The following is a 24,364-nucleotide window of genomic DNA, read 5'->3' as shown; positions in this document are numbered from 1 at the left end:
CTTTAATTGTCTTCCGCTATTTTGGCAAGTTTTATCCGAAAATTTTAACAAATCTTAACCCTCATAATTTATCCAGTTCTTAATTTAGGAATATTGTCGCTCAAGTAAGGGTTATCACAGAGCAGTTTTTTGGCGATCGCCTGCTGTTTGATAAAATTAGAGTCAAACTGCTGCGGGTTGCTGCCGAGTCCTAACTTATACATGACTTCTTTGGCGGCAGTCGAACGATTATCAAATCCCATTGAGTCCGCAGTTAGGGCTGATAAAGTGTCCCGTTGATTAAGATTTAAGGCTTGTCGCCAATAGGTTAGTGATGCCTCAATTTGTAATGCTGCGGTGAGGGCTGTTGCTAATTTTAAGGTTGCCCAGTAGTGACTAGAATCGAGTTTTATCGCTTTCCGATAACACAAGCAACTAATCACTAAAGAATCGCGGGAATTTTTGATAATCGTTGTGGCTTCCTGTTTGGCTGTTTCCATTCCCACCACATCAATTGATATCCCCAACATCCTGATAAAATGGCGATCATATTTGCCCGAAAAAATGCCATCTCCCCAGAATGAACTATAGCTGCGATCGTACATTTCTCCGGCTTGAAAAAAGATGTTAGGATCTTGGGATTGTTCGGCTTGTTGATAAACTTTATAACCCTCTGGATGCAAGGTTTGCATTTTGGCGATCGCTGCATTATTTGCCCTCCTCGGTATAGGGGGAGTCATCGGTTTTGGTGGTTTTGGTGGTTTTGGTGTTGGTGGTGCAGGTGGTGGTGCAGGTGGTCTATTTGTGAGATTGGAAAGATTGGTCAAAATAGCCGAATTTGATTGAATGGGAATGGGATTATTGACATTATCTTGATATTGGTAATTAGGATAAAACTCAGAATTTAATAGCGTTTTCGGATCGAGTTGATAAATGGCGATCGGCGCAGCCCATACCCTTTTGAAACCCGCATAAAATAAATGCAATAAAAAACGTGACACTCTATTAAATATTACAACTGATATTGTCATGCCTACAAAACTAAAGAAGCCATCCATTAAACTCGCTAACACTAGGAAAATGCTCATCAATACTGAACTCCAAAATATTAACCAAGTATAAATATATAAGAAGAAAAATAACCAGATGGCGAAATAAGCTGCCAGTTTTGCTTTCCGTTTCAAAAAATAAGCAATTAGAAAATATGGTGATATTGGCAATAGTAAAAAGACAGGCAGAAGAATTACCCCAGCACCTACCTCACTGATGGCTAATAAAGACAGAAGGAATACTAAGCCAACACAAGCGCCCCCAATTTTACAGATGATCGCAAAGATGTTATAAGCCTTTCTGAGTTGAGTTTCAGGATCGGTTTCGGAACCGGGAACCGGCCGATCGCGCCACAGAATTTGTAAATACCAAAAAATAAAGTCACGAATCAGCTTAACTTTAATTTGCGTGCCGTCTTTCAAATCAAAGCATTGTCCGTCTTTGATAGCTTGGGGATCGACAAATTTACCGAGTTCCCGTCCATCTAAATAAATGGTAAAATTTTGCCATCCCTTCTCCCAGGAAACAACCAATCTTTCGGGTCCCCCTGGTTGTAGTGCATATTGCTCTTTAAACACCATTCAAACCCTCAAATAAAATAATTGTTTCCTGTGTCCTGCGAATCTAAAAAGCTGTGGTGTCGTCGCGTTGGGCTGCATAGAAAAACCTCCCCGATTAGATCGCCAAGTTTGGTGAATTGATCACACAACTGACCTAGGGGAGGTGAATGATTAGAAGCGGGGGAATTTTGATAGAGGATATCTTCGCAGCTTGTGACGATCGCCGACAGTATCAGACCCAAAATCGTCCTGTGGCTGATGGTTTTCATCTCGTTGTGACCTGGGAGATGTGGTCGCGATCGCAAACTGGAATAGGCCATTGCTCACCTCTGCTCGAATGTTCTATCGAGTTATCGGCAAATTTCGCAGCTTTTACGCAATCGTAATATTTCTTGACAAAGTAGGCGATCGCCGCAGAGGTCAGCCACCCCAAAACCCCCAGAATCACAGGAACCCAGGTTTAATAATTGACAGTTACTCAATTTGGAGGTGATTAGGGAGAAGTTTTATCTCCAAATTTGGGCACATCTGTTAACTTAGTGATGGTATAGCAGCAACCAACTCACCGAATAATTAAAATCTGACCTTATACATTTCCCACAATTCCCCCGACTGTTTTTTAACAATCTTAGCCCCAGCTTTTTTAATCAAACTTTCCCAATTTTCCATAGATTCTAAATAAACTTCTGTTCCCAAATAAGTCTCTAAAATCGCCCAATCTTCTGCTAGGGGCACTTCCCCATTGAGAACATCAAATACCAAAATTCCCTGTGGTTTTAAGACTCGTTTAACTTCCGCCATAACTTCTAGCCAATATTCCAGGGGATAGTAACAACTAAACCCAGTGGCTATAGCTAAATCAAACTTTCCGGTTTCATATTGTAACTGATGAGCGGGGGCTAGTTCAACCCCCTTAAATAACTTAGAATTTAACTGAGGACCTCGGGAATTTAAAGCATCTCTAGCCACGGAACTAATTTCTTGACCATGAAATAAAGCATTCCATTCTCGCCAGGGATAAATTAAAAAACTTACTCCGCAACCAATATCTAAACAATATTGATTTTTCTTAGGTTGGGCTAACTCCCAAAATGGAGAAGTGAGTTTTAGTTGAAGAGTTCCCGAAATGCGATCGCGAAAAATCGGCATATTTTCCACTTCTTCGGGGAGTTCAAAAGGTTCTCCTTGATATTCCTGGTTAAAACGGCTGGCTACGGAAGTAATTGGGGACTGCCACTGGTCAGCAGTCCCGCCAGTTGATAATCCGAAAAATCCCAAGGAAGGGTTAGAGTCTGGTTTTTTAGACATTATAGCTGATAGAAATTAGCGCTTCGATCCTTTTAGGGCTTTAGAAAAGTTTTGGCGATAGGAACGATTAGAGATCAACAAAATCGGCCATAATAATGATAACGAGACACGATTTCCAAAACTCTTTTCAAAGTTGGTGCGCCCAAACCCAGACCAAAACTTCCAGACTCCACCAACATAGACGATTAATAGTGCGATCGGAATTAGGACATTCATAATATGACTCTGCTTGCCTAATTTAAGTGATATTAGCGGTTATGTATAATCTTATCAGAAATTATCAAAGGTTTGCAGATGTTCCCTCAGATGCGATCGCCCTCAAATCTTCCGGCGTGTTACAATTGAGGAGCATCTGAGATTCCACAGTTCCGACTGATATAGGTGTTACGGGAACCTGATCTAGCCACCGTTGTAGCGATCGCTCGACCGTTGCCATAAATTCCTGTAAAGACTCTAAAGCCTGGTGGCGGTAGAATCCACAGAGAGGTTCCCACCGCGACCCATGACGGGGAATCATAGCCAAATGGGATGGCGGCACCAAAGTTAACTGCTCCTTCCAGCCTCGCAAAATATCGGGTTGTAGTTGAGGTAAATCGCAAGCCAGCAACAATAGCCAAACACAGTCAATTTGACTCAACCCAGTAGCCAAAGCCACCATCGGACCCTGACCGGGGTTAGTTTCCATCAGCAGATTATAACTACCCCCCACAGCCTGGTAACGTTCTGGCCAAGGTGTTAATACATAGACCTGCTGACAACAACTCCCCGCCGCCTCAACCACCCGGCGCAGTAGGGGAACCCCCGCCACCGGAATTAAAGCCTTATCGCGACCCATGCGAGAACTACGTCCCCCCGCCAGAATTAAAGCCACCAGGAAATCATCAGCCATCTCCAAAGACCTAAATCAGCCCATCCATCTGTAACTCTTCAATAATCTGTAACCCGCGCGGATCACCAACCCGTAGCAGAGAAGACTTAGCATCATCGCGGACACTCAAATCCTCATCCTCCTCTAGGGCTTCAATTAAGGCATCGATCGCCCCAGCATAGACCACATTAGAAGGTAATTCCCGGCTTAACTGTCCCAAAGACCAAGCGCAATTACTGCGAACTGCGGCCACCTCATCCCCACGCAAAGCCTCAATCACGGGGGGAATAGCTTTCACCACCCCATCATATCCCACCTTCCCCATTTGACCCAAGGAACTCGCCGCCCAGAGTCTCACGGCGGGAATATCAGTTTTAATGGCTTCTAGCAGAGTATCTAAAGCCCTCGGATCGCGACAATTTCCCAGAGCCCAAACCAACCCCTTGCGGACATAACCATTCCAATCGCAATTATATTGTCTAATGAGGGGTTCCACGGCATCCGGGCTAGGATTACGCCCCAAAGCATAGGCGACACTTACCCGCACGAGGGGGCACGAGTCCTCTAATAAACCTATCAAAGGTGCGATCGCCCGTTGGTCTTGAAGTTCACAAAAAGCCCGCGCCGCAATCATCCGGTGTTGCGGTTCCGGGGACTCAAGCAACGGCAACATTTCCTCTGGATCTGGCTTAGGGGCTTCCTCCTCTTGCCAATGGTCCAGGGGACTCTCAGCGGTTTGCTCAAAATTAACTACACTCAGATCTTGATCCTCCATAATTTCGATTTTACCAAAAAATGGGTTTTCTATAATCCCCATACTAAATTGATAATTAGTCTGGCGATCGGGGGGGTGGGGGGTTTATTATACAGTGGCCCTGCCCTTTGATGAACATTTGCCCATTCTCTCTGGGTTCAGGTTAGCGCCGCCTTAATCCTCACCCGCCCTAGAGAATGACTGACAATTTACAATTGATAGTCATAATTGATATTTACTAAGATGCCTAAGTTGTCAATTGTCGGGTGATTATTTATATTATTTATTGAGTGTGACGCGCCCTCCCAAAATGTAGAGGATATCATTTCTCGGATTTAGAGCTGCTTAACTAAACCCAAAGATTGAGGTTGATAGCCCAATTTTTCATACAAACTCAGAGCGGGTTTATTGTTAGTAAAAACCTGTAAACTGATTTGGCGATCGCCCCTAGTTTTAGTCCATTTTTCCCCGTAATTCATCAAAGCCGCCCCAATTCCCTGTAGTCGATGTTCTGGGTGAACATAAACCAGAAAGACATGAGAAATGCGATCGCCCGTGACTTGATTAATAGCATTTCCCATCCATAAACAGGCGATCGGGGTAATGTTTTTACCGCCGGAGATTTCCACCCACCACAGAGGGGTTAGGGGTGAAAAATACTGTTCTACAGTGTTCGCCAGGTGAGAGAAATCCTGATCGGGGTACAATTCCCGATAGGTGCGATTCATGAACTTAACCAACAAAGAGCGATCGCGAGTAGATCCAGAACGGATAGTATAACCAGAGACCAAAATTTCAGACACGGATCATTAATTGATGAACAATGGGGGCCATCTCCCCTGAATAGTTAATGACTCCCATAGGTGCTGGTGCTTGCATATCACCCGGTAGGAAAATACGCGCACTCACCGCCACCAAAGCCAACAGAAAAATCATAACCACCAACAGTGGCGCGATATATTGACGAAAAAAAGCCATAACCGGGACTCTAACAGTTAGTTATCAAAGGGAAAAAATCCATAGTCAATTGTAACCCTGATTGACCTGAAATGCCAAACTTACAGCCATGAACTTAACATTGTGCGGGTGTCTGGCTGTGGTGGTGCTAAATTAGTGGAATGTCCTAATATATTCTCAGAATTCCATACACTACCGAAGCCCTAAAATCCCTAATTGTGGACGATATCGATCGCTACTACCAACTTCTGAACGTCAAACCTGGTGCTTCCCTACAGGAAATCAAACAGGCTTACCGGACTCTAGCATTATTATGGCATCCCGATCGCTATCCCGCCGACTCCCATATTCAGTATCAAGCCACAGAAAAATTCAAAGAGATCAACTATGCTTATGATCGCCTACAGACCCTATTAAACGATCCCAACTTCTCCCCTTACCCAGTCATCTCCCCGCCGCCACCAACCCCACCAGTAACCGCCACACCTATTCAGCGCCCACCAAAACCGCCGAAAGTCAATCCTAGGGAAACCGAGACCAGTGACGAACTCATCCCCTGGGGTTGGTTAACCGGGGCATTTTTCAGCTATACCCTAGTAGGTTGGATTTTAGGATATTTAGAAATTTACCCAGGAACATGGTTATTAGTCGCCTTGGTTTGGGTAGGACTATCCCTAGAAGCCAGTTATGGCTCGCAAACCCAGTATCCTTGGTTAATTTCTCTGATGATAGCCGGAGGAATAGCGGGAGGAATAGCCGGAAGTCAAGCGGGGGGGCTAATTACTGCGATCGCCTGGGCTATAGCCGGAACTGCTTTAGGGTCAATTATCGGTTCCGATAGTAACTCACGCACGATTATTTGGGGGTTTAGCTTCACCGGAATTTTAGCGATCGCTGGTTGGGTAGCTGGGGCTGAAACCGGGAATGGTTTAGGATCGTTAATTGGGGGAATAATTGGTTCTTCGACTGGGTGGATAATTGGCATTATTTCTGATGCTATGTTTCAAGTCAAAAAACGTGGCGGTGTTGGTAGTTGGTTCGGATTTCAATTAGGAGCGTGGTTAGGAGCTTGGTCAGGAGCCGGGTCTGGGGCGGTCAGAGAGGCGATCGCCAACACCGGACTTGATGCGATCGTCGGCGCTTGGGGAGCCATTGCCATTATTTTTGGCGTAGTCGCGCAAATGGTAGCCGGGGAAAAATTATTAGTTTCCTTCAACAAATTTTATACCGCCTTGATATTAGTTTCTATTTCTGGCTTAGGATTGACATTAGGTAAACTTCTATCAAATTAACGTCAATTTTCCCCATAACCTACGGATTAGTACAATCACCACCCGAAAAGAAAACTAGGGTCAAAATCTTTAAATTGAGTGGACAACAATGAAACTAGATTTACGCCAATTTTTTCGGGCGTGTAACCCCGCCAAAACCATAGACGTAGGGAACCCGGAAGAGCGAAAATATTACATCAATTTTTCCCGGGTTCGCGGAGGTACACTCATCGAACAAATTGCTCGCACCATTTCTCGCCTCTCCCCCGATAGCCCCACCTGTCAACTATTTACCGGACATATCGGTTCGGGAAAATCCACAGAATTATTGCGCCTGAAAGCCGAATTAGAACAGCAAGAATTTCATGTAGTCTATTTCGAGTCCTCCAAAGACTTAGATATGGCTGATGTCGATATTACTGATATCCTCTTGGCGATCGCCCGTCAGGTCAGCGAAAGTGTCGAATCAATGAACATCAAACTTAACCCCACAGGCTTTAAAAACCTGATTCAGGGTTTACTTGATGTTATCAACACCCAAATTAATGTCAAAGCAGAATTAGGCATCCCTGGACTCTCGGAACCGGGGGAATTTTCCCTCACTCTAGGAATTGGGAAACTCACCGCTAAAGCCAAAGACTCCCGCGACCTGCGATCGCTCTTACGACAATACCTCGAACCCCGCACCAACAATATCCTAGAAGCCATCAATAAAGAATTACTACTTCCAGCCATTCAACAACTCAAACAACAGGGAAAAGCCGGCTTAGTAGTCATTATTGATAACCTCGACCGGATCATGAATTCCAAAAGCGCCACCGGACGACCCCAACCAGAATATTTATTTATCGATCGCGGCGACCAACTCAATCAACTTCAGTGCCATGTCGTTTATACTATTCCCATCGGGTTAATTTTCTCCAGTGACTTGGGACGACTAACCAGCCGATTTGCTAGTGAACCTAAAACACTACCCATGGTTCCGGTTAAATTTCCTGATGGTACACCCTACCCAGAAGGCATTGAACATCTCCGAAAAATGGTCATGGTCCGAGCTTTTCCCGGTATTGACCTCGATAATTATACTCATTTAATTACTAAGGTTTTTGATAGTCCAGAAACTCTCGATCGCCTTTGTATTATGAGTGGTGGTCACGTCCGCACTTTACTCGCCCTCCTGTATAGTTGTTTACAACAAGAAGATCCACCCATTGTCAGGGGTATCTTGGAAAATGTGATCCGCCAACGTTGTCATCAGTTACTGTTGGCTATATCATCAGAAGAATGGCAACTTTTACGTCAGGTCGCCCAAACTAAAAAAATTATGGGTCTCAGGGAATATCAAACCCTATTACGCAGTTTATGGGTCTTTGAATATCGCCATGAGGATGAATATTGGTTTGATATTAATCCAGTTATCGCCGAAGCCCATCAATTTAAAATGGTTGACCGTTAATAGTTAGTTAGTATTAATCTACCGATTTTATCGTAAAATGTTCCCGATGTCAATACTGGTAAACTTTGATGATTAAAGGCACAACTAAACTGTTAGGAATTGTTGGCTATCCCGTCGAACATTCTATGTCCCCAATTATGCACAACGCCGCGATCGCTCATCTCGGCGTTGATTATGTCTATGTACCCTTTCCAGTGGCTCCTGACCAGTTAGCATCAGCTTATCGAGGTTTTCAAGCTATCGGTATTCAGGGATTTAATCTCACTATTCCCCACAAACAAGCAATTATTCCCCTACTAGATAATGTCTCTAAATTAGCCACGGCTGTAGGGGCAGTTAATACGGTTTGGTACAGTGATAAAGGCTGGAGTGGTACTAATACAGATGTTGCCGGTTTTTTGGCTCCCCTCAAGGCATTAAACTGCCCCAATTGGCATGAAAAAATAGCCGTAATTTTAGGTAATGGCGGCGCGTCTAGGGCGGTAGTCGCTGGTTGTGCTGAATTGGGAATGGCAGAAATTCATATAGTCGGTAGAAACCCCCAAAAGTTGGAAGAATTTAAGCAAAGTTGGCTAAATTCGCCCCTTCCCATTAAGGTTAATGTTCATAATTGGCAGGAATTAAACCCCTTAATTAAGCAAGCAGATTTATTGGTAAACACTACCCCGGTGGGAATGTCTCCCCATATCGATCGCTCTCCTGTAGATGCCGAAAATTTTGAGGGTTTAAAATCTGGGGCGATCGCCTACGATTTAATTTACACTCCCCGCCCTACTCGCTTTTTACAACTGGCTAAAAATCAAGGTGCTGTGGCGATCGATGGCTTAGAAATGCTGATTCAACAAGGAGCCGCCGCCCTGGAAATTTGGCTACAACAACCCATCCCGATCTCAGTCATGCGTCAATCTTTAATCATTGATAATTGATCATTCATAATTGAGCTATAATCGTGGGGGAGGGTTTGGCTGTTAATTGTCAATTCCCCAGGAATGTTTTGTTGAACCTGCCCCTGGGGAATGGTGCAGTAGTACCGACAGACTAAGACCCTAGCAAGTATTTTTAGGTACAATTTACATATTAAGCATTAATACTCTGGGGATGAATTTATGATAACCCTATATATTGTCTGTCTAACGGTGGGTGGAGTATGTGTCATATTAGCCGCTGTGGAGGGATTAGACGGTGTAGAGTTTGAGGGCGAATTTGATAGCGATGTAGAATTAGAACATGGCAGGGGTGAGACCGAAAACCAGCCCAGCTATAGATCCAAAAGAAAAAATCTGCGGTTAAGGCTGCCTTTTGGGAGTGTGCGCTTCTGGACTTTTGGGGTGTGCTTTTTTGGGTTGACCGGAACAATTATGTCAGTTTTGAACCCCGACTTAACCCCGGCTTTTGTGGCTACAGCAGCGATCGCTATTGGGGTGTCCTGCGGAACCGCTGTCGTGTGGGTCTTTGATATTCTGCGATCGCAACAAGCTAACAGTTTAGTTCAATCCCATGATTTAATTGGTCTATGGGCCACCGTGGAAATTCCCTTTAATCGAGACAGTCGTGGAAAAGTACGCCTCAGCGCCGGAGGGTCGGTGCTGTATTTGAGCGCAATTACTGAAGAAAATCAGGAATTTTCCCAGGGCGATCGCGTTTTTGTGGTAGGAATGGAGAAAAATAAAGTTTTGGTGGTCTCAGAAGCATCCTTCGGAGTCTCAGAAGCATAATCGACAAGTCCCAAGTCAGGGTAAGCGGTAGTAGAGATCCGACATTTCACCTTTTAAATGTTTGCTCAAACCCTTTTGGGGGAAAAACTATGAATCAGAAATTTGTTGCATCTTTAGACAAACAGAACCAAGAAATAGTCGTAGAGGTAGCCCAGGCACAAATTCCCATTCCAGGAAGAAACACAAATCAGCTAAGTGATCAGATTATAACTGCCCTACCCATAGCCCTATCAATTTTTGGAGTATTGGTTTTAATCTGGTTTCTCAACGTCTTTATGCAGATTTGCAAACCCAGCGAAGTCCTGATTTTGTCTGGTCGCAAACACCGTACCAAAGACGGACGAGAGGTAGGTTATCGGGTGATTTTCGGCGGACGGGCTATTTGTATTCCGATTCTGGAAACTGTCAAAACTATGGACTTGCGGACAATGCCAGTTCCCGTTGAAGTCAAAAACGCCTATTCCAAAGGGGGAACACCCCTAAATATTCAAGCGATCGCCAATGTGAAAATTTCCAACGATCCTGAAGTGGTCGGAAATGCGATCGAAAGATTTTTAGACCGCGATCGCTCCGAAATTTCCCGCGTTGCTCGCGAAACCCTAGAAGGAAACCTGCGGGGAGTTGTTAGCACCCTCACCCCTGAACAGCTTAACGAAGACCGCCTACGGTTCGCTGAACATATCGCTGAGGATGTTTCCAGGGATTTAGCCAGATTAGGATTACAATTAGACACCCTCAAAATTCAGAGTGTCTCCGATGATGTCGATTATCTTAACTCCATCGGTCGCCGCGAAATTGCTCTCATTGCCAGAGATGCCGAAATTGCCGAATCTAACGCTGTGGCTCAAGCTGAACAGGTAGAAGCCGACTGTCGTCGCCAATCGGAAGTCGCCCTAAGCCAAGCCAGAACCTTTGTTCAACAAAAAGAAAACGAACTGCGGAAAATTCGCGCCGAACTTGAACAACAAGCTAGGTCCGAAGAAGAACGCACCATAGCTGCTGGTAAAGAAGCCCGCGCCAGGGCTGAACAACTCCTGCAAACTGTCCGCGCTGAGTTGGAAAGGTTGCGACTCGAAGCTGATACCGTCCTACCTGCAGAGGCGGAGCGAGAAGCCAGAGAACTGCAAGCCAGAGGTAATGCGGCCGCTTTAGCGGAAAATTCCCGCGCGGCGGCGGAAGTAAACGACCTGATTAACGCAGTTTGGCAGGAAATGGGCGACGACGCATCGGAACTGTTTTACTTACAACAAATTGAGATGGTCTTGCGCGAAGCTGCCCAAATTCCCCGCCGGGTTAGTCTGGAATATGTCAATGTTATTGATAGTGGAGACGGGGAAGCGATCGCTGGTTTGGTTCGCGCCTATCCCGAAATTTTCCGCCAATTCCTCGAAAGTGTCGATCGCACTTTGGGTATTAATGTATCTAGGACTTTGGGGGAACATAACAAGCAGAAATTAAATAACAATTAGTCAATTTGATGGCAACCAAACACAGGTACAGGAATTATGGAAATTATCATCGCCTTATTAGCAGCCCTGGGTTTAGGAACCGGAGCGACTGTATTTATTATCCGCAATCTCTACTATATTTGTCAGCCTAGCGAAGTGTTGATTTTTGCCGGAGGTCGTCGCCCTACACAAGATGATCGCACTGTGGGATATCGCCTGGTGAAAGGTGGTAGCAGCATTCGGACACCCCTGCTAGAACAAGCCTTTCACATGGATTTAACCAATATGATTATTGAGTTAAAGGTGGCTAATGCTTACTCGAAAGGAGGCATTCCTTTACAGGTTGATGGGGTGGCGAATATTAAAATTGCTGGGGAAGAACCCACAATTCATAATGCGATCGAGCGTTTGTTGGGGAAAACTCGCCAGGAAATTGAACGCATTGCTAAAGATACCCTGGAAGGAAACCTGCGCGGGGTATTAGCCAGCCTTACTCCTGAACAGGTTAATGGGGATAAATTGGCTTTTGCTAAAAGTCTCCTCGAAGAAGCTGAGGATGACTTAGAACAACTGGGGCTGATTTTAGATACTCTCCAAATTCAAAATATTTCTGATGACGTGGGATATCTTGACTCCATCGGACGACAACAACGGGCGGAATTGTTTAGAGATTCTCGTGTCGCTGAAGCACAAGCTAAGGCTGATGCTGCTATCCGTACTGCGGAAAATCATAAAATGACTCAGTTGAAAAAGTTGGAAACTGAGGTAGAGGTATCTAAGGCGGAAGCTGAACGCCGGGTGGCTGATGCTATGACTAAACGGGCGGCGGTGGTAGCAGAGTCGGAGTCGGAAACAGCGGCTGAGGTGGCTAGGACTCAGGCTGAGGTCTCTGTTCAAAAAGAAAGGATTAAGCAGGTAGAACAGCAACTACAAGCTGATGTGGTCGCACCAGCAGAGGCGGAATGTAAAAAGGCGATCGCTAGGGCGCGGGGGGATGCTGCCCAAATTATTGAAGATGGGAAAGCACAAGCTGAAGGGACACGACGACTGGCTGAGTCTTGGAAAGCAGCCGGTCCTAATGCTAGGGAAATTTTCCTTTATCAGAAGTTGGAAGTCTTACTAAAAACTATGGCTTCTACTGTTCCTGAAATTACTGTTGATAATGTGACTATTGTTGATGCTAATAAAGGGAATACAGCTTCTAAAATGGCGGCGTTTTTGGAAGAGTTGCGCCAAACTACGGGTATTGATGTGGCGACGGCTGTTCAAAATTGGGGCGGCGGTTCTTCTCAACCTCAACCTACTTCCACAGCTAAAAGTCTCAAATCTTCCCGCACTAATGGTCAAGCTGTTCGCCGCACTAATGGCGCAGCACCTAAGCCAGAAGATACTACACAAAGCCTACAGAGCGAGGTTAAACAACTACTTGATCATGTCGCACAAAATACTAAGAATAATGCTGAGGCTGAAGAGGCGATCGCCCAGGCTTTGCGACAGTATCCTAACCTCAAGCGTCGTTTACAGATGCTTTTTAAGTCTCAGGGAACTCAGGCGATCCGAAATATGTTTAATCACCCTACTATCTACATCCCTACCGCTATGCTGCAAATGTGGCTAGAACAGGATTAGAGCGTATTCCCCCCCCTCTCGTCTAGGGTGGGGGATCTGTCTCTGTAACTGTATATGCACAAAATGGCGTTTTTGTCAATAAGCCGAAAAATGGACCCCGCTTTTAACCCCAAAACTCGTGCATCGCCAGTTTTATTTTTTGGTAAGATAATAATTATAACCGCGACAAAATAAGGGTTTTAGCCTTTATTTTTGGAAATAGACACAGTAAGCCCTTGGGTGCGATTTCCTTGAGCATACCATAACCCCCATAATCTCGTCAACTTTTTGCGAGGTATTTGCCATAAAATTGTATTAATTCTTAACAATATTTTAAAAATAAAATCTATCTAGCCGTATAAATTAGTAAAATTTATGTAATTTCCCGATTGAGGGGGTGGGGTGTGGGGGGGTTTATAGTCAAATTAATGTGATTGGATCTCATTTAACCTCTGACGTACTACTTGCATATCCTGCCACATTAACCATTTAGGTTTACCAACATCTCGCGAGGAATTTCTGAGTAGGTATGCAGGGTGAAAAATCGGCATACATTGACGACCTTCCCACTGAAACCACTGACCGCGAATTTTAGTAATCGGGCGTTTATCTCCTAGAATAGACTTAACTGCAGTCGCCCCAGTTAGGAGGATAATTTGAGGATTAATGAGGCGGATTTGTTCTAATAGATAAGGCTTACAGGCTTGGAGTTCTGAAGCGGTTGGGGTGCGATTTTCCGGGGGACGACAGCGGATAGCATTAGAAATATAAACTTCGGTATCTGTACTCAGTCCTACGGAGTCTAAAATATTATCAAGAAGTTTTCCAGATCTACCGACAAACGGAAGACCTTGTTCATCTTCATGTTGTCCTGGTGCTTCTCCGATAATCATAATGGGGGCGGTGGGGTTCCCTCGACCAATCACAGCATGAGTGCGGTTTTTTCCAAGTTCACAGCGCGAGCACCTATTACAATGATCGGCAATTTGTGCGAGAGTTTGATAGGTTCCCGGCGGTATGGGAGTCTTGGCATTTTGGGGAATTTCTTCTAGGTCAAAATCTACCGACTTAGGGGATTGTAATGGGTCTTGATTAACACTAAGAATATCGAACAGGCTGAGTTGTTGGTCTTGGTTAGACATGAATTTCTAAGTAAAAGTTCAAATCCTGGTATATGCTGAACTGGGATAGTTGCAACTATGAGCCACACCAGTCATTATATATCTAATGGGACTGCTAAGGATGAACCGATTATGTTCCCTAACCCACTATTTCGCGATCGCACCCATGCCGGGGAGGAACTAGCTAAGGTAGTTATCGATCAGATTACCGCCGACTCCCTGGGGGCTATGAGTCCGTTGGTGTATGCTTTACCCAGGGGGGGTTTACCCGTGGCTGAACCGATAGCCCGCCGTTTGGCTTGTCCCCTGAGTGTAATTGTAGCTAAAAAAATCACCCAGCCAGATAATCCCGAGTTAGCATTAGGGGCTGTTACTGCTGATGGTTATGTGATTTGGTCTAACCGTCGTCCTAGCCAGTTTTGGGAAAGCCATTCTATTCTGCGTGACGCACAAGAAAAAGCCTATAATCAATGGCAGGAATTCGCCGCCTATTGTCCTTATAATTCGGTTAAGGATAATTTAATTATAGTAGTTGATGATGGTATTGCTACGGGTATGACTATGGTGGCGGCGATTAAGGCTTTGCGATCGCAACAACCAGGCGCTATTTGGATTTGTGTTCCCCTCGCACCTGTGGAGTTGGTGAATTCTTTACAAAGATTATGCGATCGACTAATTATCCTAGCCACACCAGAAGTTTTCCTGAGTGTTAGCCGTTTTTACCAAGAATTTGACCAGGTGGAAACTACCATAGCGATCGCCTGTCTCCAGCAGCAAACAGAATGGTTATCTTAGATTTTGATATGGGAGGCAATAATCATCATTAGATCACAGTTTGCACCCAGCCACTTGATTAAATTAGTCTCCCATCATCTTGAGAATCGATCAGAGCATTTTCCTCAGTTTCCAGGTTGAACTCAATACGACTTTGTATAACTATTTCCTCAATTACATCTGGTGCTTTTCCTTGTGTTAAAACTTCATCAAAACGGTGCATAAGTTCGGGGATATTGATGACTTCTTCTATAGACTCTAAATATCTTTGAACAATAGCTTTTATATTATATTTGGCTGTAGCTTGTTTCCTAACTTGATCTAAAACTTCCTCCGGTGGCTGTTCAGTTTTCACAACAAAGGTAATAGGGTATCTCTGTACTTTATCAATATCTAAGAAATATTTACCAGCATCAATAGTTTCTGTCACTTGGAAGAATCTACCTAGGGGTTTCATCACAAAATCTATACCACCATCATTCGCATTAGTCCTACCAGTTTTATACAAAATTAAATATTCAGTATTTAGACTATGAGGAGACCAGCCCCAGTAGATTTTTTGTTCTCCGTAATACTGTTTTAAAATCGCATAACTGACCATCTCAAAAACTCTGGCATCTATATCCTTGTTTAACAAACTGCGAATAAATTTAATGGCTTTTAAAGGTTCTTGCTTCTGAATATCAATCATCTGTTTACAATAGATAATAAACTGACTAAAAGCCTGTCTTCTGGCTATCACAAAAGCATCTATAATATCTATAATTGCCTCAGCAATGTTGATTTTATTACCATTTATATCAACCTGAAGCAGATTTTCATTTATCCAGTATCTATTAGTTTTTGTATCCCTGATTACCGGTACATAAGATAAAGTGGGGAAGTATTTTTTAAATTCCTGATTTAGTCGATGATTCAGGGCATGATTTTGTAGTTTATTACCAAAGGGAAGTTGTCTTTGTCTCTGTAAAAGATTAATAAACTGAGCCCCTTCATAATCATCATAGCCACCTATAATGTGAAATTTATTATTGAGATAGTCTTCAACTAATACATATATAGCATAGTGATTAGCAAATCCAGCCCGTGATTTAGAGCCTCGATTAGCCGCTTTTGTTTTAATATTTAGATATGGCAAAAACTCACTATTTATCAAAACTTTATCTCCCTGATTGGGAAAATGATAATTGAGAATTTCGATAATCTTTAAGGTGAAGTCATGCTGTAGTATCGGCATCAAAAATACTCGGTTGAATGAATTGATTTTGGGGACAATTTGTATTTTTTTTGGTCTGATTTTTTGATGGTGGTAATAGCTTTTCTCCTTGGTATTCTTGCCATCCTAAAACCCGCCTTAGACCAATTTTAAGATATTCTTCCTGAGATTCTATGCTCAGAGAAAATCGTCCTAAGCGTTTAGCTACAGCCGCAGTGGTAAAAGTGCCAGCAAAGGGATCAAGTACCAAATCATGTTTATTCGTACTTGCTAGAATAATTCTTTCTAACAATGATTCGGGTTTCTGTGCCGGATGATTTTCATATTCTGCCATGCGATACCTTACACGGGGAAAATACCAGACATTACCCGGTACTTTTTCGCTGTTGTATTGAGTAGGTACTGGTTTTCTATAATCAATTAATTTCCGTTGTGCGCCAGTCTGGGCTTCCACTTTAATATCCGCTGAATTGAAAATATAATTTTTCTGGTCTTTCACGCAATGAAGTATCGGTTCATACATAGACCCAAAATATTTCTTTGCTTGCACTCCAGAACTATCATAATGCCAGACAATACGACTAAGAATTGACATTTTTTGCCGCAAGTAAATATCAAAGTATGGCATAGATTGAGTGCTAGTCATTACATATAATGTTCCGTTAGGTTTCAAGACCCTGACACATTCATCAAGCCATTGATATGACCAATTGATATAATCTTCTTCAGAATTCCATTGGTCATGAAAATTGGAAAATTTCTTCCCTATATTGTAGGGAGGATCTACAAAAATCAGATTCACAGAATTAGCAGCAATTTGACTAGATAAAATCTGAATTGCATCTCCATGAAATAGAGTATGTCTATCATCTTGATACCGCTGAAACATGAGGATCTATCGCCTTTCTAATTAGCCGCCACCCGATATTTTAGCCAGACAACTAATCAGTTCATCAATTTCTGATCGCTGAGTGAAATAATGAACACAGGCGCGAATACAGTCAGGGTCGAGGATAGTTCGCACTAAAATATTTTCCGATTCCAAGGCTTTGACTATCTGGGGGTGGGGGAGACTTTGGGTAACTTTAAATGATACTAAACCCGATTCTGGTGGAGAAGTGCGTAAACAATCAATTTGGGGAAGTTCTGATAAACATTCCCATAGGTATTGACTAAGATTACAGATTTGTTGATAACGTTCGGTGGCGGTTCCCCATTGGTGATGAATAGCGATCGCCTCTCGTAAACCCACCATCAAAGGATAAGCTGAGGTCGCTATTTCATAGCGTCTTCCGTCAGATTTCCAATTAGTCGGTGTTCCCCTTTCGTCAACTTCAATACCCCGCCAGCCGATAAAAGTAGGACTCAGATCTGATACCGCATCAGGACTGACATATAAACCCCCTAAACCCTCTGGACCACATAACCATTTATGACCAGTAAAACCATAAAAATCTACTCCAGATTCCCCTAAATTTAACGGCAGAACCCCCACAGACTGCGCCGCATCCACCAATACCCTAACCCCTCCTGAAGCGGCTTTACAGGCTTGCATAATCGCGGTGAGAGGCAAAACCTGTCCTGTATTCCATAAGATATGACTAATTACTACCAGGCGAGTGTTGGATTTGATTCGAGATGCGATCGCCTCTACCGGATCACCCTCATTTAAAGTCTCCAACAGCGGACACACAGACACCTCTATCTGAAACCGCCGCACCAATTCCCCTACCGTCGCCACTACCCCAGGATGTTCACAATCCGAGATTAACAGATGATCTCCCCGTTGCCAATCAATCCCCCATAGGGCAATATTACAGCCTACGGTCACATCTTCCGTCAGGGTAATAGTGGCAGAAGGTACCCCTAACTCAGAGGCGATCGCCTCCCGTGTTAAGCCTAACTCCTGCTGAACCCAACTATTTACCTTTTGGGAAAAAGGACCACACTCCTGGACAAACTGATAGGATTTGATAATCTTATCCATCGAGACTTGCGGCAAGGGTCCCTGTCCCCCATAGTTAAAATATGCCTTATTCTCCAAAGCTCGAAAATTTTGTCGGTGGGTTTCTAATCGCTTGTTCATTTCTATCAGATATCGCCTGTAGTTCCACTTTTACCATGAATTTTCAACAACTAACCCATCTCTATCGGAATTGGTGCTACCATAGCCTATAATCATAAATTTACCTTGCCCATCCTCACCAATATTAATGCTGATCGAAGATCAACAGCTTCTATTTTACCAACGTTGCGATCGACGGGCCTTTTTGGATGTCTACGGCGATCAGAGTCAAAAAGAACCCATTAGCGATTTTCTCCGTAAATTGATAGCTGATAGCGTCTCCTATCGAAAAACTATCATTGCCGATCGCATTTATTCACAGCCTAAATATCCCCCACAAGACTGGGAAGCCGGAATGCAAGCTACCCTAGAATTGATGCGGCAGGGTGTAGATTATATTTACCGTGGGGTGTTGTTATATCATAGCCATTCCTCCCCGGCTGCGGATTATGGCGATCGCTCCTTTTTTGACCAACTTCCTGAACAGGTAACTTATCTCAGTCGCCCAGATTTATTAGTCAAAAAACCCGGAGTTTCTCAGTTTGGTGATTGGCTGTATATTCCCCAAGATATCCGCCTGGGAAAACGTCCCAAACTTGATTATCAAATTGTAGCCGTATTTCATGGGGAAATATTGGCGGCTATTCAAGGGGTAATGCCAGAAGAAGTCATCCTACTATTACGCGATCGCGGTGCTTATTCCGTAGACCTAAAACAGCGACTTCCTCAAATGCGGGAAATTGTCCAGGATTATCTGACTCTGATCCAAAACTCTCAGGAACCCGATATTTTTATCAGTCGCCAAAAATGCAGCCTCTGTCAATGGTATACTCACTGTCATGATATTGCTCAATCCCAAAAAAATCTCTGTTTATTACCAGGAATTACCCCCATTCGTCAAACTCGCCTTAATAGTTTAAATTTGACAAGTGTTGAGTCTCTCGCACAAACTCAACCCGAAATCCTCCAAACTTATCCAGAGTTTGATAATGGTGTGGCTGTGCAAGTAATTAGACAAGCTGAATCTGTTTGGAAAAATCAAGCTATTCTCAAGGGAGATATTGATAATATTGCTAATGTTAAATCATCGAAAAATGGTAGCAAGAAATATCTACCCGATCCCTTTTGGTTACAAGCACCTGTTGAACTATATTTTGATATTGAAGCACAGCCAGATATGAACTTGGATTATCTTCATGGTGTCTTAGTGGTTGATAGGCGATCGCAGATAGAAACCTTTTATCCGATGTTAGCAGAAACCGCCGCTGATGAAGCTAGGATTTGGCAAGATTTTTTGGCTTTAATGTGGCGATATCCCATTGCGCCAATTTTCCACTTTTGCGACTATGAAGCTAAAACTATTAGCCGTTTAGCTAAACTTTATCAGACTCCATCTTATTTGTGGCGACCTTTAATTAAACGCTTAGTTGATGTCCATTATCAAATTGTAGAAACCGTCACATTACCCGTGGAAAGCTACGCCTTAAAATCCATCGCACGCTGGATGGGTTTTGAGTGGCGAGATGCTAAGGCTAATGGCGCGCAATGTGTTTGTTGGTATGAGGAATGGCTAAAAACAGGCGATCGCACTTTATTAGATGCGATCGTTCGTTATAATGAAGATGATTGTCGCGCCACCTATCACGTTAGACGATGGTTGGCGGATTTTGTCCAGAGTCAATCTGTAGGCGCAGAAGTCAATTTTTTGTAAGTCAACTTTCGGTAGGTCAATAATGAGTTACTTGTTTAAATTCGAGGATGATTTTGTCTCTTCCTTGCGCTGTATTCCCATGGTAGTTCGCTATAAACTCGATACCTGTGGGATTAAATTAAAACTAGCCCACTGGAATCAATTTCCCCTGTCGGTGCGTCAACAATTAGTACAACAGCCAACCGAAACCCCAGAAGATATTAGTACCTATCGTAATTTACTGCAAGACCTCGCTAGTAAATACACAGATATACCCCTAAAAGATTTGCCAGTTGATTCACAGCCACCTTGGTTAGATGCTAGTCAAATTCCTGAAGCCGTCCAAAATAAAGCCGCCGAAACCAATTTAGAAATTTCTGTACAACAGTGGCAAAAACTCACACCTATTCAACGTTTTGCATTGATTAAACTCAGTCGTTCTAGCCATGAAAACGCCAACTTTATTCCAGCCATCAAAGAGTTTAACTTAACAGATGCGGGGTAGTTGTTCCCCACTGAGTAAGTCAACAATGCGACTCGATCCGATTTTACTTACCATAGTTACCAATCCCCCAGCTTTGTCTTGCACTTTACCAATCACAGACGCTTGGGAATTTTTGGCAGTTAAAATTGAGCAAGTTTTGTCAACATCCTTAGCAGGTATAAAAGCCACAAAACGACCTTCATTCGCCACATAAATAGGGTCAAAACCCAGAATTTCACAGGCTCCTTGGACATCTTCTCGGATGGGTAGTTTATTCTCCTCTATTTCCATTTGTAAGTTACTGGCTGTCGCTATTTCATGTAAAGCACTAGCTAAACCACCCCTAGTTAAATCTCGCAAACAGTGAACTTCTACCCCCGCATTTAATAATTCTAAAACTAGGTCAGCCACTGGAGCCGAATCACTTTCAATTGTTGTTTCAAATTCCAAGCCTTCACGCACTGCCATAATAGCAATACCATGACGGCCTAAATCACCACTAACTAAGATGATATCACCTGGCTGCACAGACTCAGGAGAAATCCTTAATTCATGTTCAATAATGCCGATTCCCGCTGTATTAATAAATATCCCATCTCCCTTGCCGCGATCTACTACTTTGGTGTCCCCGGTAACAATCTGAATATTCGCCCATTTAGCTGCCATTTGCATAGCTTGAATGATGTGCCATAGAGTGGTCATGGGTAGTCCTTCTTCGAGGATAAATCCCACGCTAAGATATAAAGGACGTGCCCCCGCCATAGCTAAATCATTCACAGTTCCATAAATTGCCATTGAACCTATATCTCCCCCTGGAAAAAAGAGGGGATTAACCACATAGGAATCTGTGGTCATGGCTATTTTTTTGCCCGTTAAGGTCAGGGTCGTTGCATCATGGGGAATATCTGATGATGTGCCGAATGCGGGACGAAACATTTGCTCAATTAATTGATTCATTAATCGTCCGCCGCCACCGTGGGCTAATAAAACTTGGGGATAGTTTTCTATGGGAATAGGACAGGTTAAATTAAAGTCTGGGTTGCTTTCCATTGGCTGCTTAATTGCCTAAAATTTGCCGTTTATCAGATGTTCTTGTATAATATACAATATCTTTGATAACTGTTAAAGAGACTGTGGCTGATCAATTTTACAGCTATCCCCGATTTTGGGTCTATACTATCACTTTATTTTTGGGCTATACTGTGGCTGGGTGGTTCCTGGCGGCGTTTGAGGTTCCCTGGTTGGTGTGGTTAATCACTGGCGCGGTTATCCTACATTTGGCTAAGGTGGGGGAAGAAGCTATTGTTTTGGCGAATGCTTGGCTAGTGTCGATTATGTTTATCGGTACTATTCTCAAGACTTGGCCAACGGTATGGCTGCCTGATTTACCATTCCAAAATGCACCGCTTTGGGCGATGATTTTAATGGGATTATGGGCTTTTTCTATGGTGTTAATTATAGCTTTAGCATGGGGTCGCACTATCCTATCTCCGGTGGGTTTAAATAGCGATCGCCTTAGTTTTATACTACTAGGTATACCCCTGGTGGCTATGATAGTGGGTTCGGTAATTTTTCGCTTAGGTTGGATGAGTTGATATGAACAGGAAATCTCAACAATATCCGAGAAATTTATCTCGTCTTCAACCCCCAAATGCTGATGACTATTTACAAAAAATGACCCCCGAAGTCTTGGCAAGTTTTAACCCACAACAACTTGAGGAAATTCGCCAAACTTTAGATGCAGCTATACCTAAACCTTCCCCGAAAATTGTCGATCTGAGATTTACTATTGATTTGATTATAGATCGGTTTTATGTGGTGGTTTTCGTGGGTAAAGAACGCCGACAAAAAAAGCGATCGCCTTTATTTCCCCAAGCCTACAAAATGGCTAATATCATAGCCGCTTCCTTACTACTCATAGGCTTAAACCTGATGATTACTGCTATTATATTCCTGCTACTATATTTAATCAAATCAGCTTTAGGAATTGATTTATTTCCAGGGGAACACCTGATAGACATTTTACCCATAAATTAAACTGGTGCGTCAGTCATCAATTTTCCGGCTTTTTTCCTGGTTTTCGGTGTCTGACGCACCCTACTATATAATTGGTCTGGTGCGTCAGTCATCAATTTTCCGGCTTTTATGGGGGTTTTCGGTGTCTGACGCACCCTACTATATAATTGGTCTGGTGCGTCAGTCATCAATTTTCCGGCTTTTATGGGGGTTTTCGGTGTCTGACGCACCCTACTATATAATTGGTCTGGTGCGTCAGTCATCAATTTTCCGGCTTTTATGGGGGTTTTCCGTGTCTGACGCACCCTACTATATAATTGGTCTGGTGCGTCAGTCATCAATTTTCCGGCTTTTATGGGGGTTTTCCGTGTCTGACGCACCCTACTATATAATTGGTCTGGTGCGTCAGTCATCAATTTTCCGGCTTTTTTCCTGGTTTTCGGTGTCTGACGCACCCTACTATATAATTGGTCTGGTGCGTCAGTCATCAATTTTCCGGCTTTTATGGGGGTTTTCCGTGTCTGACGCACCCTACTATATAATTGGTCTGGTGCGTCAGTCATCAATTTTCCGGCTTTTATGGGGGTTTTCCGTGTCTGACGCACCCTACTATATAATTGGTCTGGTGCGTCAGTCATCAATTTTCCGGCTTTTATGGGGGTTTTCGGTGTCTGACGCACCCTACTATATAATTGGTCTGGTGCGTCAGTCATCAATTTTCCGGCTTTTATGGGGGTTTTCCGTGTCTGACGCACCCTACTATATAATTGGTCTGGTGCGTCAGTCATCAATTTTCCGGCTTTTTTCCTGGTTTTCCGTGTCTGACGCACCCTACAAAACTATACCAACTCGGTTTCTCCCTGGAGGCGATAACGATAATATGCCGCACAAGCGCCTTCTGAAGAAACCATGGGCGCACCGAGGGGATATTCTGGTTTACAGCGGGTTCCAAAGGCGGGACACTGGTGGGGTTTTTTGATTCCCTGCATAATTTCACCGCTGATACATTCGCTATAATTATCCGGTTGTGGCGGTGACAAATTAAACCGATTTTCCGCGTCAAATTGGGCGTAGGGCGATCGCAACCCTAAACCACTTTCGGGAATTTCGCCTATGCCGCGCCATTGACGATTGACTACTTCAAACACTTGTGATATAATGGATTTAGCCGTTATATTTCCATCTCTTTGTACAGAACGAGTGTATTGATTTTCTAAGGTAGCTTGTCCCTCTTCCAACTGTTTAATACATAGATAAATCCCCTGAAGAATATCGACAGGTTCAAAACCAGTCACAACGATGGGGATATTATATTTGTTGACAATCGGCTCATACTCAGTATATCCCATCACTGTGCAAACATGACCAGCGGCTAAAAACCCCTGTACTCGGCAGCTAGGACTCGATAAAATAGCAGCGATCGCCGGAGGAACCAGCACATGAGAAACCAGCATCGAAAAATTATCAATTGAGAGTTCTTTGGCTTGATAAACAGCCATAGCCGTAGCGGGTGCTGTAGTTTCAAAGCCGACCGCCAAAAATACCACCTGTTTATCAGGGTTATTCTGAGCAATTTTTAAACTATCTAAAGGGGAATAAACGATGCGAATATCTCCCCCCATAGCCTTAACTGAAAGCAAGTCGTTTTGGGTTCCTGGGACTCGTAACATATCCCCAAAAGAACAGAGAATAGTATTAGGAAGGGTGGCTATTTCAACAGCGCGATCAATGATGTGAATGGGAGTCACACAGACGGGACATCCAGGGCCATGAATTAAAGTGATTTGTTCAGGTAATAACTTGTCAATGCCATATTTAACAATCGAGTGGGTTTGTCCCCCACAAATTTCCATAATTGTCCAGGGTTGGCTAGTAATAGATGCGATCGCCTGAGCGTACTTTTGGGACAATTGCAAATCCCGATACTCATCCACAAATTTCATCTTTATATGTCCCCATAAGCTGCTGTAATGGTACTCAGCTTGACCATGATAGATGGAAGGTGGATCAGTTTTGGTAGTCAA

At 43.5% G+C, this 24,364-nt stretch carries 26 protein-coding genes; 12 read left to right on the top strand and 14 right to left on the bottom strand.

The window, feature by feature from the left end:
• Positions 1-68: 68 nt before the first annotated feature.
• Positions 69-1,610 (bottom strand): hypothetical protein, encoded by a 1,542-nt coding sequence (locus N39L_RS31635; protein WP_014277415.1) that lies wholly within the window; start codon positions 1,608-1,610, stop codon positions 69-71.
• Positions 1,611-1,756: 146 nt separating this feature from the next.
• Here N39L_RS31635 and N39L_RS31630 point away from each other — a divergent pair, with 146 nt between their 5' ends.
• Positions 1,757-1,975, top strand: coding sequence for a hypothetical protein (locus N39L_RS31630; RefSeq protein ID WP_158307578.1), 219 nt, complete (start codon positions 1,757-1,759; stop codon positions 1,973-1,975).
• Positions 1,976-2,162: 187 nt separating this feature from the next.
• On the opposite strand, the gene N39L_RS31625 is transcribed toward N39L_RS31630, so the two are convergent.
• From N39L_RS31625 to N39L_RS31600, 6 genes are all read right to left on the bottom strand, one after another.
• On the bottom strand, positions 2,163-2,897 hold the full coding sequence (locus tag N39L_RS31625; RefSeq protein ID WP_006620225.1) for a class I SAM-dependent methyltransferase: 735 nt from the start codon (positions 2,895-2,897) through the stop codon (positions 2,163-2,165).
• A gap of 15 nt (positions 2,898-2,912) precedes the next feature.
• Positions 2,913-3,113 carry a hypothetical protein gene (locus tag N39L_RS31620; RefSeq protein ID WP_006620226.1) on the bottom strand — a complete coding sequence of 67 codons (201 nt, stop codon included), beginning with the start codon at positions 3,111-3,113 and terminating at the stop codon, positions 2,913-2,915.
• A 64-nt stretch (positions 3,114-3,177) separates the two neighbouring features.
• The gene (locus tag N39L_RS31615; RefSeq protein ID WP_043468751.1) at positions 3,178-3,786 is read right to left on the bottom strand and encodes a molybdenum cofactor guanylyltransferase; all 609 of its coding nucleotides are present in this window, start codon (positions 3,784-3,786) and stop codon (positions 3,178-3,180) included.
• 10 nt (positions 3,787-3,796) lie between these two features.
• Complete coding sequence (locus N39L_RS31610) at positions 3,797-4,540, bottom strand: HEAT repeat domain-containing protein (protein WP_006620228.1); 744 nt, start codon at positions 4,538-4,540, stop codon at positions 3,797-3,799.
• Between the two features lie 314 nt (positions 4,541-4,854).
• Positions 4,855-5,322 (bottom strand): GNAT family N-acetyltransferase, encoded by a 468-nt coding sequence (locus N39L_RS31605; RefSeq protein ID WP_014277412.1) that lies wholly within the window; start codon positions 5,320-5,322, stop codon positions 4,855-4,857.
• Positions 5,315-5,497 carry a DUF8624 family small hydrophobic protein gene (locus N39L_RS31600; protein ID WP_006620230.1) on the bottom strand — a complete coding sequence of 61 codons (183 nt, stop codon included), beginning with the start codon at positions 5,495-5,497 and terminating at the stop codon, positions 5,315-5,317. Before N39L_RS31600 ends, N39L_RS31605 begins: the two co-directional genes overlap by 8 nt.
• Positions 5,498-5,694: 197 nt before the next feature.
• On the opposite strand from N39L_RS31600, the gene N39L_RS31595 reads away from it, so the two are divergent.
• The 6 genes from N39L_RS31595 to N39L_RS31570 all read left to right on the top strand — a co-directional run bounded on the left by N39L_RS31595 (position 5,695) and on the right by N39L_RS31570 (position 12,995).
• Positions 5,695-6,768 carry a J domain-containing protein gene (locus N39L_RS31595; protein WP_014277411.1) on the top strand — a complete coding sequence of 358 codons (1,074 nt, stop codon included), beginning with the start codon at positions 5,695-5,697 and terminating at the stop codon, positions 6,766-6,768.
• Between the two features lie 88 nt (positions 6,769-6,856).
• Positions 6,857-8,203, top strand: a complete 1,347-nt coding sequence (locus N39L_RS31590) for a P-loop NTPase fold protein (protein ID WP_006620232.1) — start codon at positions 6,857-6,859, stop codon at positions 8,201-8,203.
• A gap of 68 nt (positions 8,204-8,271) precedes the next feature.
• Positions 8,272-9,129 carry a shikimate dehydrogenase gene (locus N39L_RS31585; protein ID WP_014277410.1) on the top strand — a complete coding sequence of 286 codons (858 nt, stop codon included), beginning with the start codon at positions 8,272-8,274 and terminating at the stop codon, positions 9,127-9,129.
• A gap of 180 nt (positions 9,130-9,309) precedes the next feature.
• Complete coding sequence (locus N39L_RS31580; protein WP_006620234.1) at positions 9,310-9,918, top strand: hypothetical protein; 609 nt, start codon at positions 9,310-9,312, stop codon at positions 9,916-9,918.
• Between the two features lie 89 nt (positions 9,919-10,007).
• A complete protein-coding gene (locus N39L_RS31575) occupies positions 10,008-11,387 on the top strand; it encodes a flotillin family protein (protein WP_014277409.1) in 1,380 nt (459 codons plus the stop codon).
• A gap of 36 nt (positions 11,388-11,423) precedes the next feature.
• Complete coding sequence (locus N39L_RS31570; protein WP_014277408.1) at positions 11,424-12,995, top strand: flotillin family protein; 1,572 nt, start codon at positions 11,424-11,426, stop codon at positions 12,993-12,995.
• A gap of 404 nt (positions 12,996-13,399) precedes the next feature.
• On the opposite strand, the gene N39L_RS31565 is transcribed toward N39L_RS31570, so the two are convergent.
• Positions 13,400-14,116, bottom strand: coding sequence for a uracil-DNA glycosylase (locus N39L_RS31565; protein WP_006620237.1), 717 nt, complete (start codon positions 14,114-14,116; stop codon positions 13,400-13,402).
• 57 nt (positions 14,117-14,173) lie between these two features.
• On the opposite strand from N39L_RS31565, the gene N39L_RS31560 reads away from it, so the two are divergent.
• Positions 14,174-14,890: a phosphoribosyltransferase gene (locus N39L_RS31560; RefSeq protein ID WP_006620238.1), complete on the top strand. Its 717-nt coding sequence runs from the start codon at positions 14,174-14,176 to the stop codon at positions 14,888-14,890.
• A gap of 58 nt (positions 14,891-14,948) precedes the next feature.
• Here N39L_RS31560 and N39L_RS31555 read toward each other — a convergent pair whose 3' ends face one another.
• Genes N39L_RS31555 through N39L_RS31545 form a run of 3 tightly spaced genes read right to left on the bottom strand, consistent with a single transcriptional unit; the run spans position 14,949 to position 18,171 of the window.
• Positions 14,949-16,106, bottom strand: a complete 1,158-nt coding sequence (locus tag N39L_RS31555; protein ID WP_014277406.1) for a hypothetical protein — start codon at positions 16,104-16,106, stop codon at positions 14,949-14,951.
• Positions 16,087-16,974: an adenine-specific DNA-methyltransferase gene (gene yhdJ / locus N39L_RS31550; RefSeq protein ID WP_014277405.1), complete on the bottom strand. Its 888-nt coding sequence runs from the start codon at positions 16,972-16,974 to the stop codon at positions 16,087-16,089. Before yhdJ ends, N39L_RS31555 begins: the two co-directional genes overlap by 20 nt.
• Before the next feature lie 21 nt (positions 16,975-16,995).
• Positions 16,996-18,171, bottom strand: a complete 1,176-nt coding sequence (locus tag N39L_RS31545; RefSeq protein ID WP_014277404.1) for an aminotransferase class V-fold PLP-dependent enzyme — start codon at positions 18,169-18,171, stop codon at positions 16,996-16,998.
• A 127-nt stretch (positions 18,172-18,298) separates the two neighbouring features.
• On the opposite strand from N39L_RS31545, the gene N39L_RS31540 reads away from it, so the two are divergent.
• Together N39L_RS31540 and N39L_RS31535 are read left to right on the top strand one after the other, a co-directional pair.
• Positions 18,299-19,861 (top strand): TM0106 family RecB-like putative nuclease, encoded by a 1,563-nt coding sequence (locus tag N39L_RS31540; RefSeq protein WP_014277403.1) that lies wholly within the window; start codon positions 18,299-18,301, stop codon positions 19,859-19,861.
• 22 nt (positions 19,862-19,883) lie between these two features.
• Positions 19,884-20,345, top strand: a complete 462-nt coding sequence (locus N39L_RS31535; RefSeq protein ID WP_006620242.1) for a nitrate reductase associated protein — start codon at positions 19,884-19,886, stop codon at positions 20,343-20,345.
• Here the strand turns inward: N39L_RS31535 and hypE are convergent.
• Positions 20,328-21,374: a hydrogenase expression/formation protein HypE gene (gene hypE / locus N39L_RS31530; RefSeq protein WP_006620243.1), complete on the bottom strand. Its 1,047-nt coding sequence runs from the start codon at positions 21,372-21,374 to the stop codon at positions 20,328-20,330. The genes N39L_RS31535 and hypE overlap by 18 nt on opposite strands.
• Positions 21,375-21,457: 83 nt before the next feature.
• On the opposite strand from hypE, the gene N39L_RS31525 reads away from it, so the two are divergent.
• The gene (locus tag N39L_RS31525) at positions 21,458-21,919 is read left to right on the top strand and encodes a hypothetical protein (protein WP_231852044.1); all 462 of its coding nucleotides are present in this window, start codon (positions 21,458-21,460) and stop codon (positions 21,917-21,919) included.
• A 1-nt stretch (position 21,920) separates the two neighbouring features.
• Complete coding sequence (locus N39L_RS31520) at positions 21,921-22,361, top strand: hypothetical protein (RefSeq protein ID WP_014277401.1); 441 nt, start codon at positions 21,921-21,923, stop codon at positions 22,359-22,361.
• Here the strand turns inward: N39L_RS31520 and N39L_RS31515 are convergent.
• Complete coding sequence (locus tag N39L_RS31515) at positions 22,358-23,170, bottom strand: hypothetical protein (protein ID WP_014277400.1); 813 nt, start codon at positions 23,168-23,170, stop codon at positions 22,358-22,360. The genes N39L_RS31520 and N39L_RS31515 overlap by 4 nt on opposite strands.
• 9 nt (positions 23,171-23,179) lie before the next feature.
• Positions 23,180-24,283, bottom strand: coding sequence for a hydrogenase formation protein HypD (hypD, locus tag N39L_RS31510; RefSeq protein WP_014277399.1), 1,104 nt, complete (start codon positions 24,281-24,283; stop codon positions 23,180-23,182).
• Positions 24,284-24,364: the final 81 nt, after the last annotated feature.

This window comes from Limnospira platensis NIES-39 (assembly GCF_026000695.1).
Taxonomy (GTDB): Bacteria; Cyanobacteriota; Cyanobacteriia; order Cyanobacteriales; family Microcoleaceae; genus Limnospira; species Limnospira platensis.
Note: the sequence above shows the minus strand (reverse complement) of the source record. Positions and strands in the feature narration are given on the sequence as shown.

Bases quoted from the DNA above. Each gene is read 5' to 3' on its own strand.
- N39L_RS31635 (WP_014277415.1), bottom strand. From the start codon at position 1,610: ATGGTGTTTAAAGAGCAATATGCACTACAACCAGGGGGACCCGAAAGA.
- N39L_RS31630 (WP_158307578.1), top strand. From the start codon at position 1,757: ATGATTAGAAGCGGGGGAATTTTGATAGAGGATATCTTCGCAGCTTGT.
- N39L_RS31625 (WP_006620225.1), bottom strand. From the start codon at position 2,897: ATGTCTAAAAAACCAGACTCTAACCCTTCCTTGGGATTTTTCGGATTA.
- N39L_RS31620 (WP_006620226.1), bottom strand. From the start codon at position 3,113: ATGAATGTCCTAATTCCGATCGCACTATTAATCGTCTATGTTGGTGGA.
- N39L_RS31615 (WP_043468751.1), bottom strand. From the start codon at position 3,786: ATGGCTGATGATTTCCTGGTGGCTTTAATTCTGGCGGGGGGACGTAGT.
- N39L_RS31610 (WP_006620228.1), bottom strand. From the start codon at position 4,540: ATGGAGGATCAAGATCTGAGTGTAGTTAATTTTGAGCAAACCGCTGAG.
- N39L_RS31600 (WP_006620230.1), bottom strand. From the start codon at position 5,497: ATGGCTTTTTTTCGTCAATATATCGCGCCACTGTTGGTGGTTATGATT.
- N39L_RS31590 (WP_006620232.1), top strand. From the start codon at position 6,857: ATGAAACTAGATTTACGCCAATTTTTTCGGGCGTGTAACCCCGCCAAA.
- N39L_RS31585 (WP_014277410.1), top strand. From the start codon at position 8,272: ATGATTAAAGGCACAACTAAACTGTTAGGAATTGTTGGCTATCCCGTC.
- N39L_RS31580 (WP_006620234.1), top strand. From the start codon at position 9,310: ATGATAACCCTATATATTGTCTGTCTAACGGTGGGTGGAGTATGTGTC.
- N39L_RS31575 (WP_014277409.1), top strand. From the start codon at position 10,008: ATGAATCAGAAATTTGTTGCATCTTTAGACAAACAGAACCAAGAAATA.
- N39L_RS31570 (WP_014277408.1), top strand. From the start codon at position 11,424: ATGGAAATTATCATCGCCTTATTAGCAGCCCTGGGTTTAGGAACCGGA.
- N39L_RS31565 (WP_006620237.1), bottom strand. From the start codon at position 14,116: ATGTCTAACCAAGACCAACAACTCAGCCTGTTCGATATTCTTAGTGTT.
- N39L_RS31560 (WP_006620238.1), top strand. From the start codon at position 14,174: ATGAGCCACACCAGTCATTATATATCTAATGGGACTGCTAAGGATGAA.
- N39L_RS31555 (WP_014277406.1), bottom strand. From the start codon at position 16,106: ATGCCGATACTACAGCATGACTTCACCTTAAAGATTATCGAAATTCTC.
- yhdJ (WP_014277405.1), bottom strand. From the start codon at position 16,974: ATGTTTCAGCGGTATCAAGATGATAGACATACTCTATTTCATGGAGAT.
- N39L_RS31545 (WP_014277404.1), bottom strand. From the start codon at position 18,171: ATGAACAAGCGATTAGAAACCCACCGACAAAATTTTCGAGCTTTGGAG.
- N39L_RS31540 (WP_014277403.1), top strand. From the start codon at position 18,299: ATGCTGATCGAAGATCAACAGCTTCTATTTTACCAACGTTGCGATCGA.
- N39L_RS31535 (WP_006620242.1), top strand. From the start codon at position 19,884: ATGAGTTACTTGTTTAAATTCGAGGATGATTTTGTCTCTTCCTTGCGC.
- hypE (WP_006620243.1), bottom strand. From the start codon at position 21,374: ATGGAAAGCAACCCAGACTTTAATTTAACCTGTCCTATTCCCATAGAA.
- N39L_RS31520 (WP_014277401.1), top strand. From the start codon at position 21,921: ATGAACAGGAAATCTCAACAATATCCGAGAAATTTATCTCGTCTTCAA.
- hypD (WP_014277399.1), bottom strand. From the start codon at position 24,283: ATGAAATTTGTGGATGAGTATCGGGATTTGCAATTGTCCCAAAAGTAC.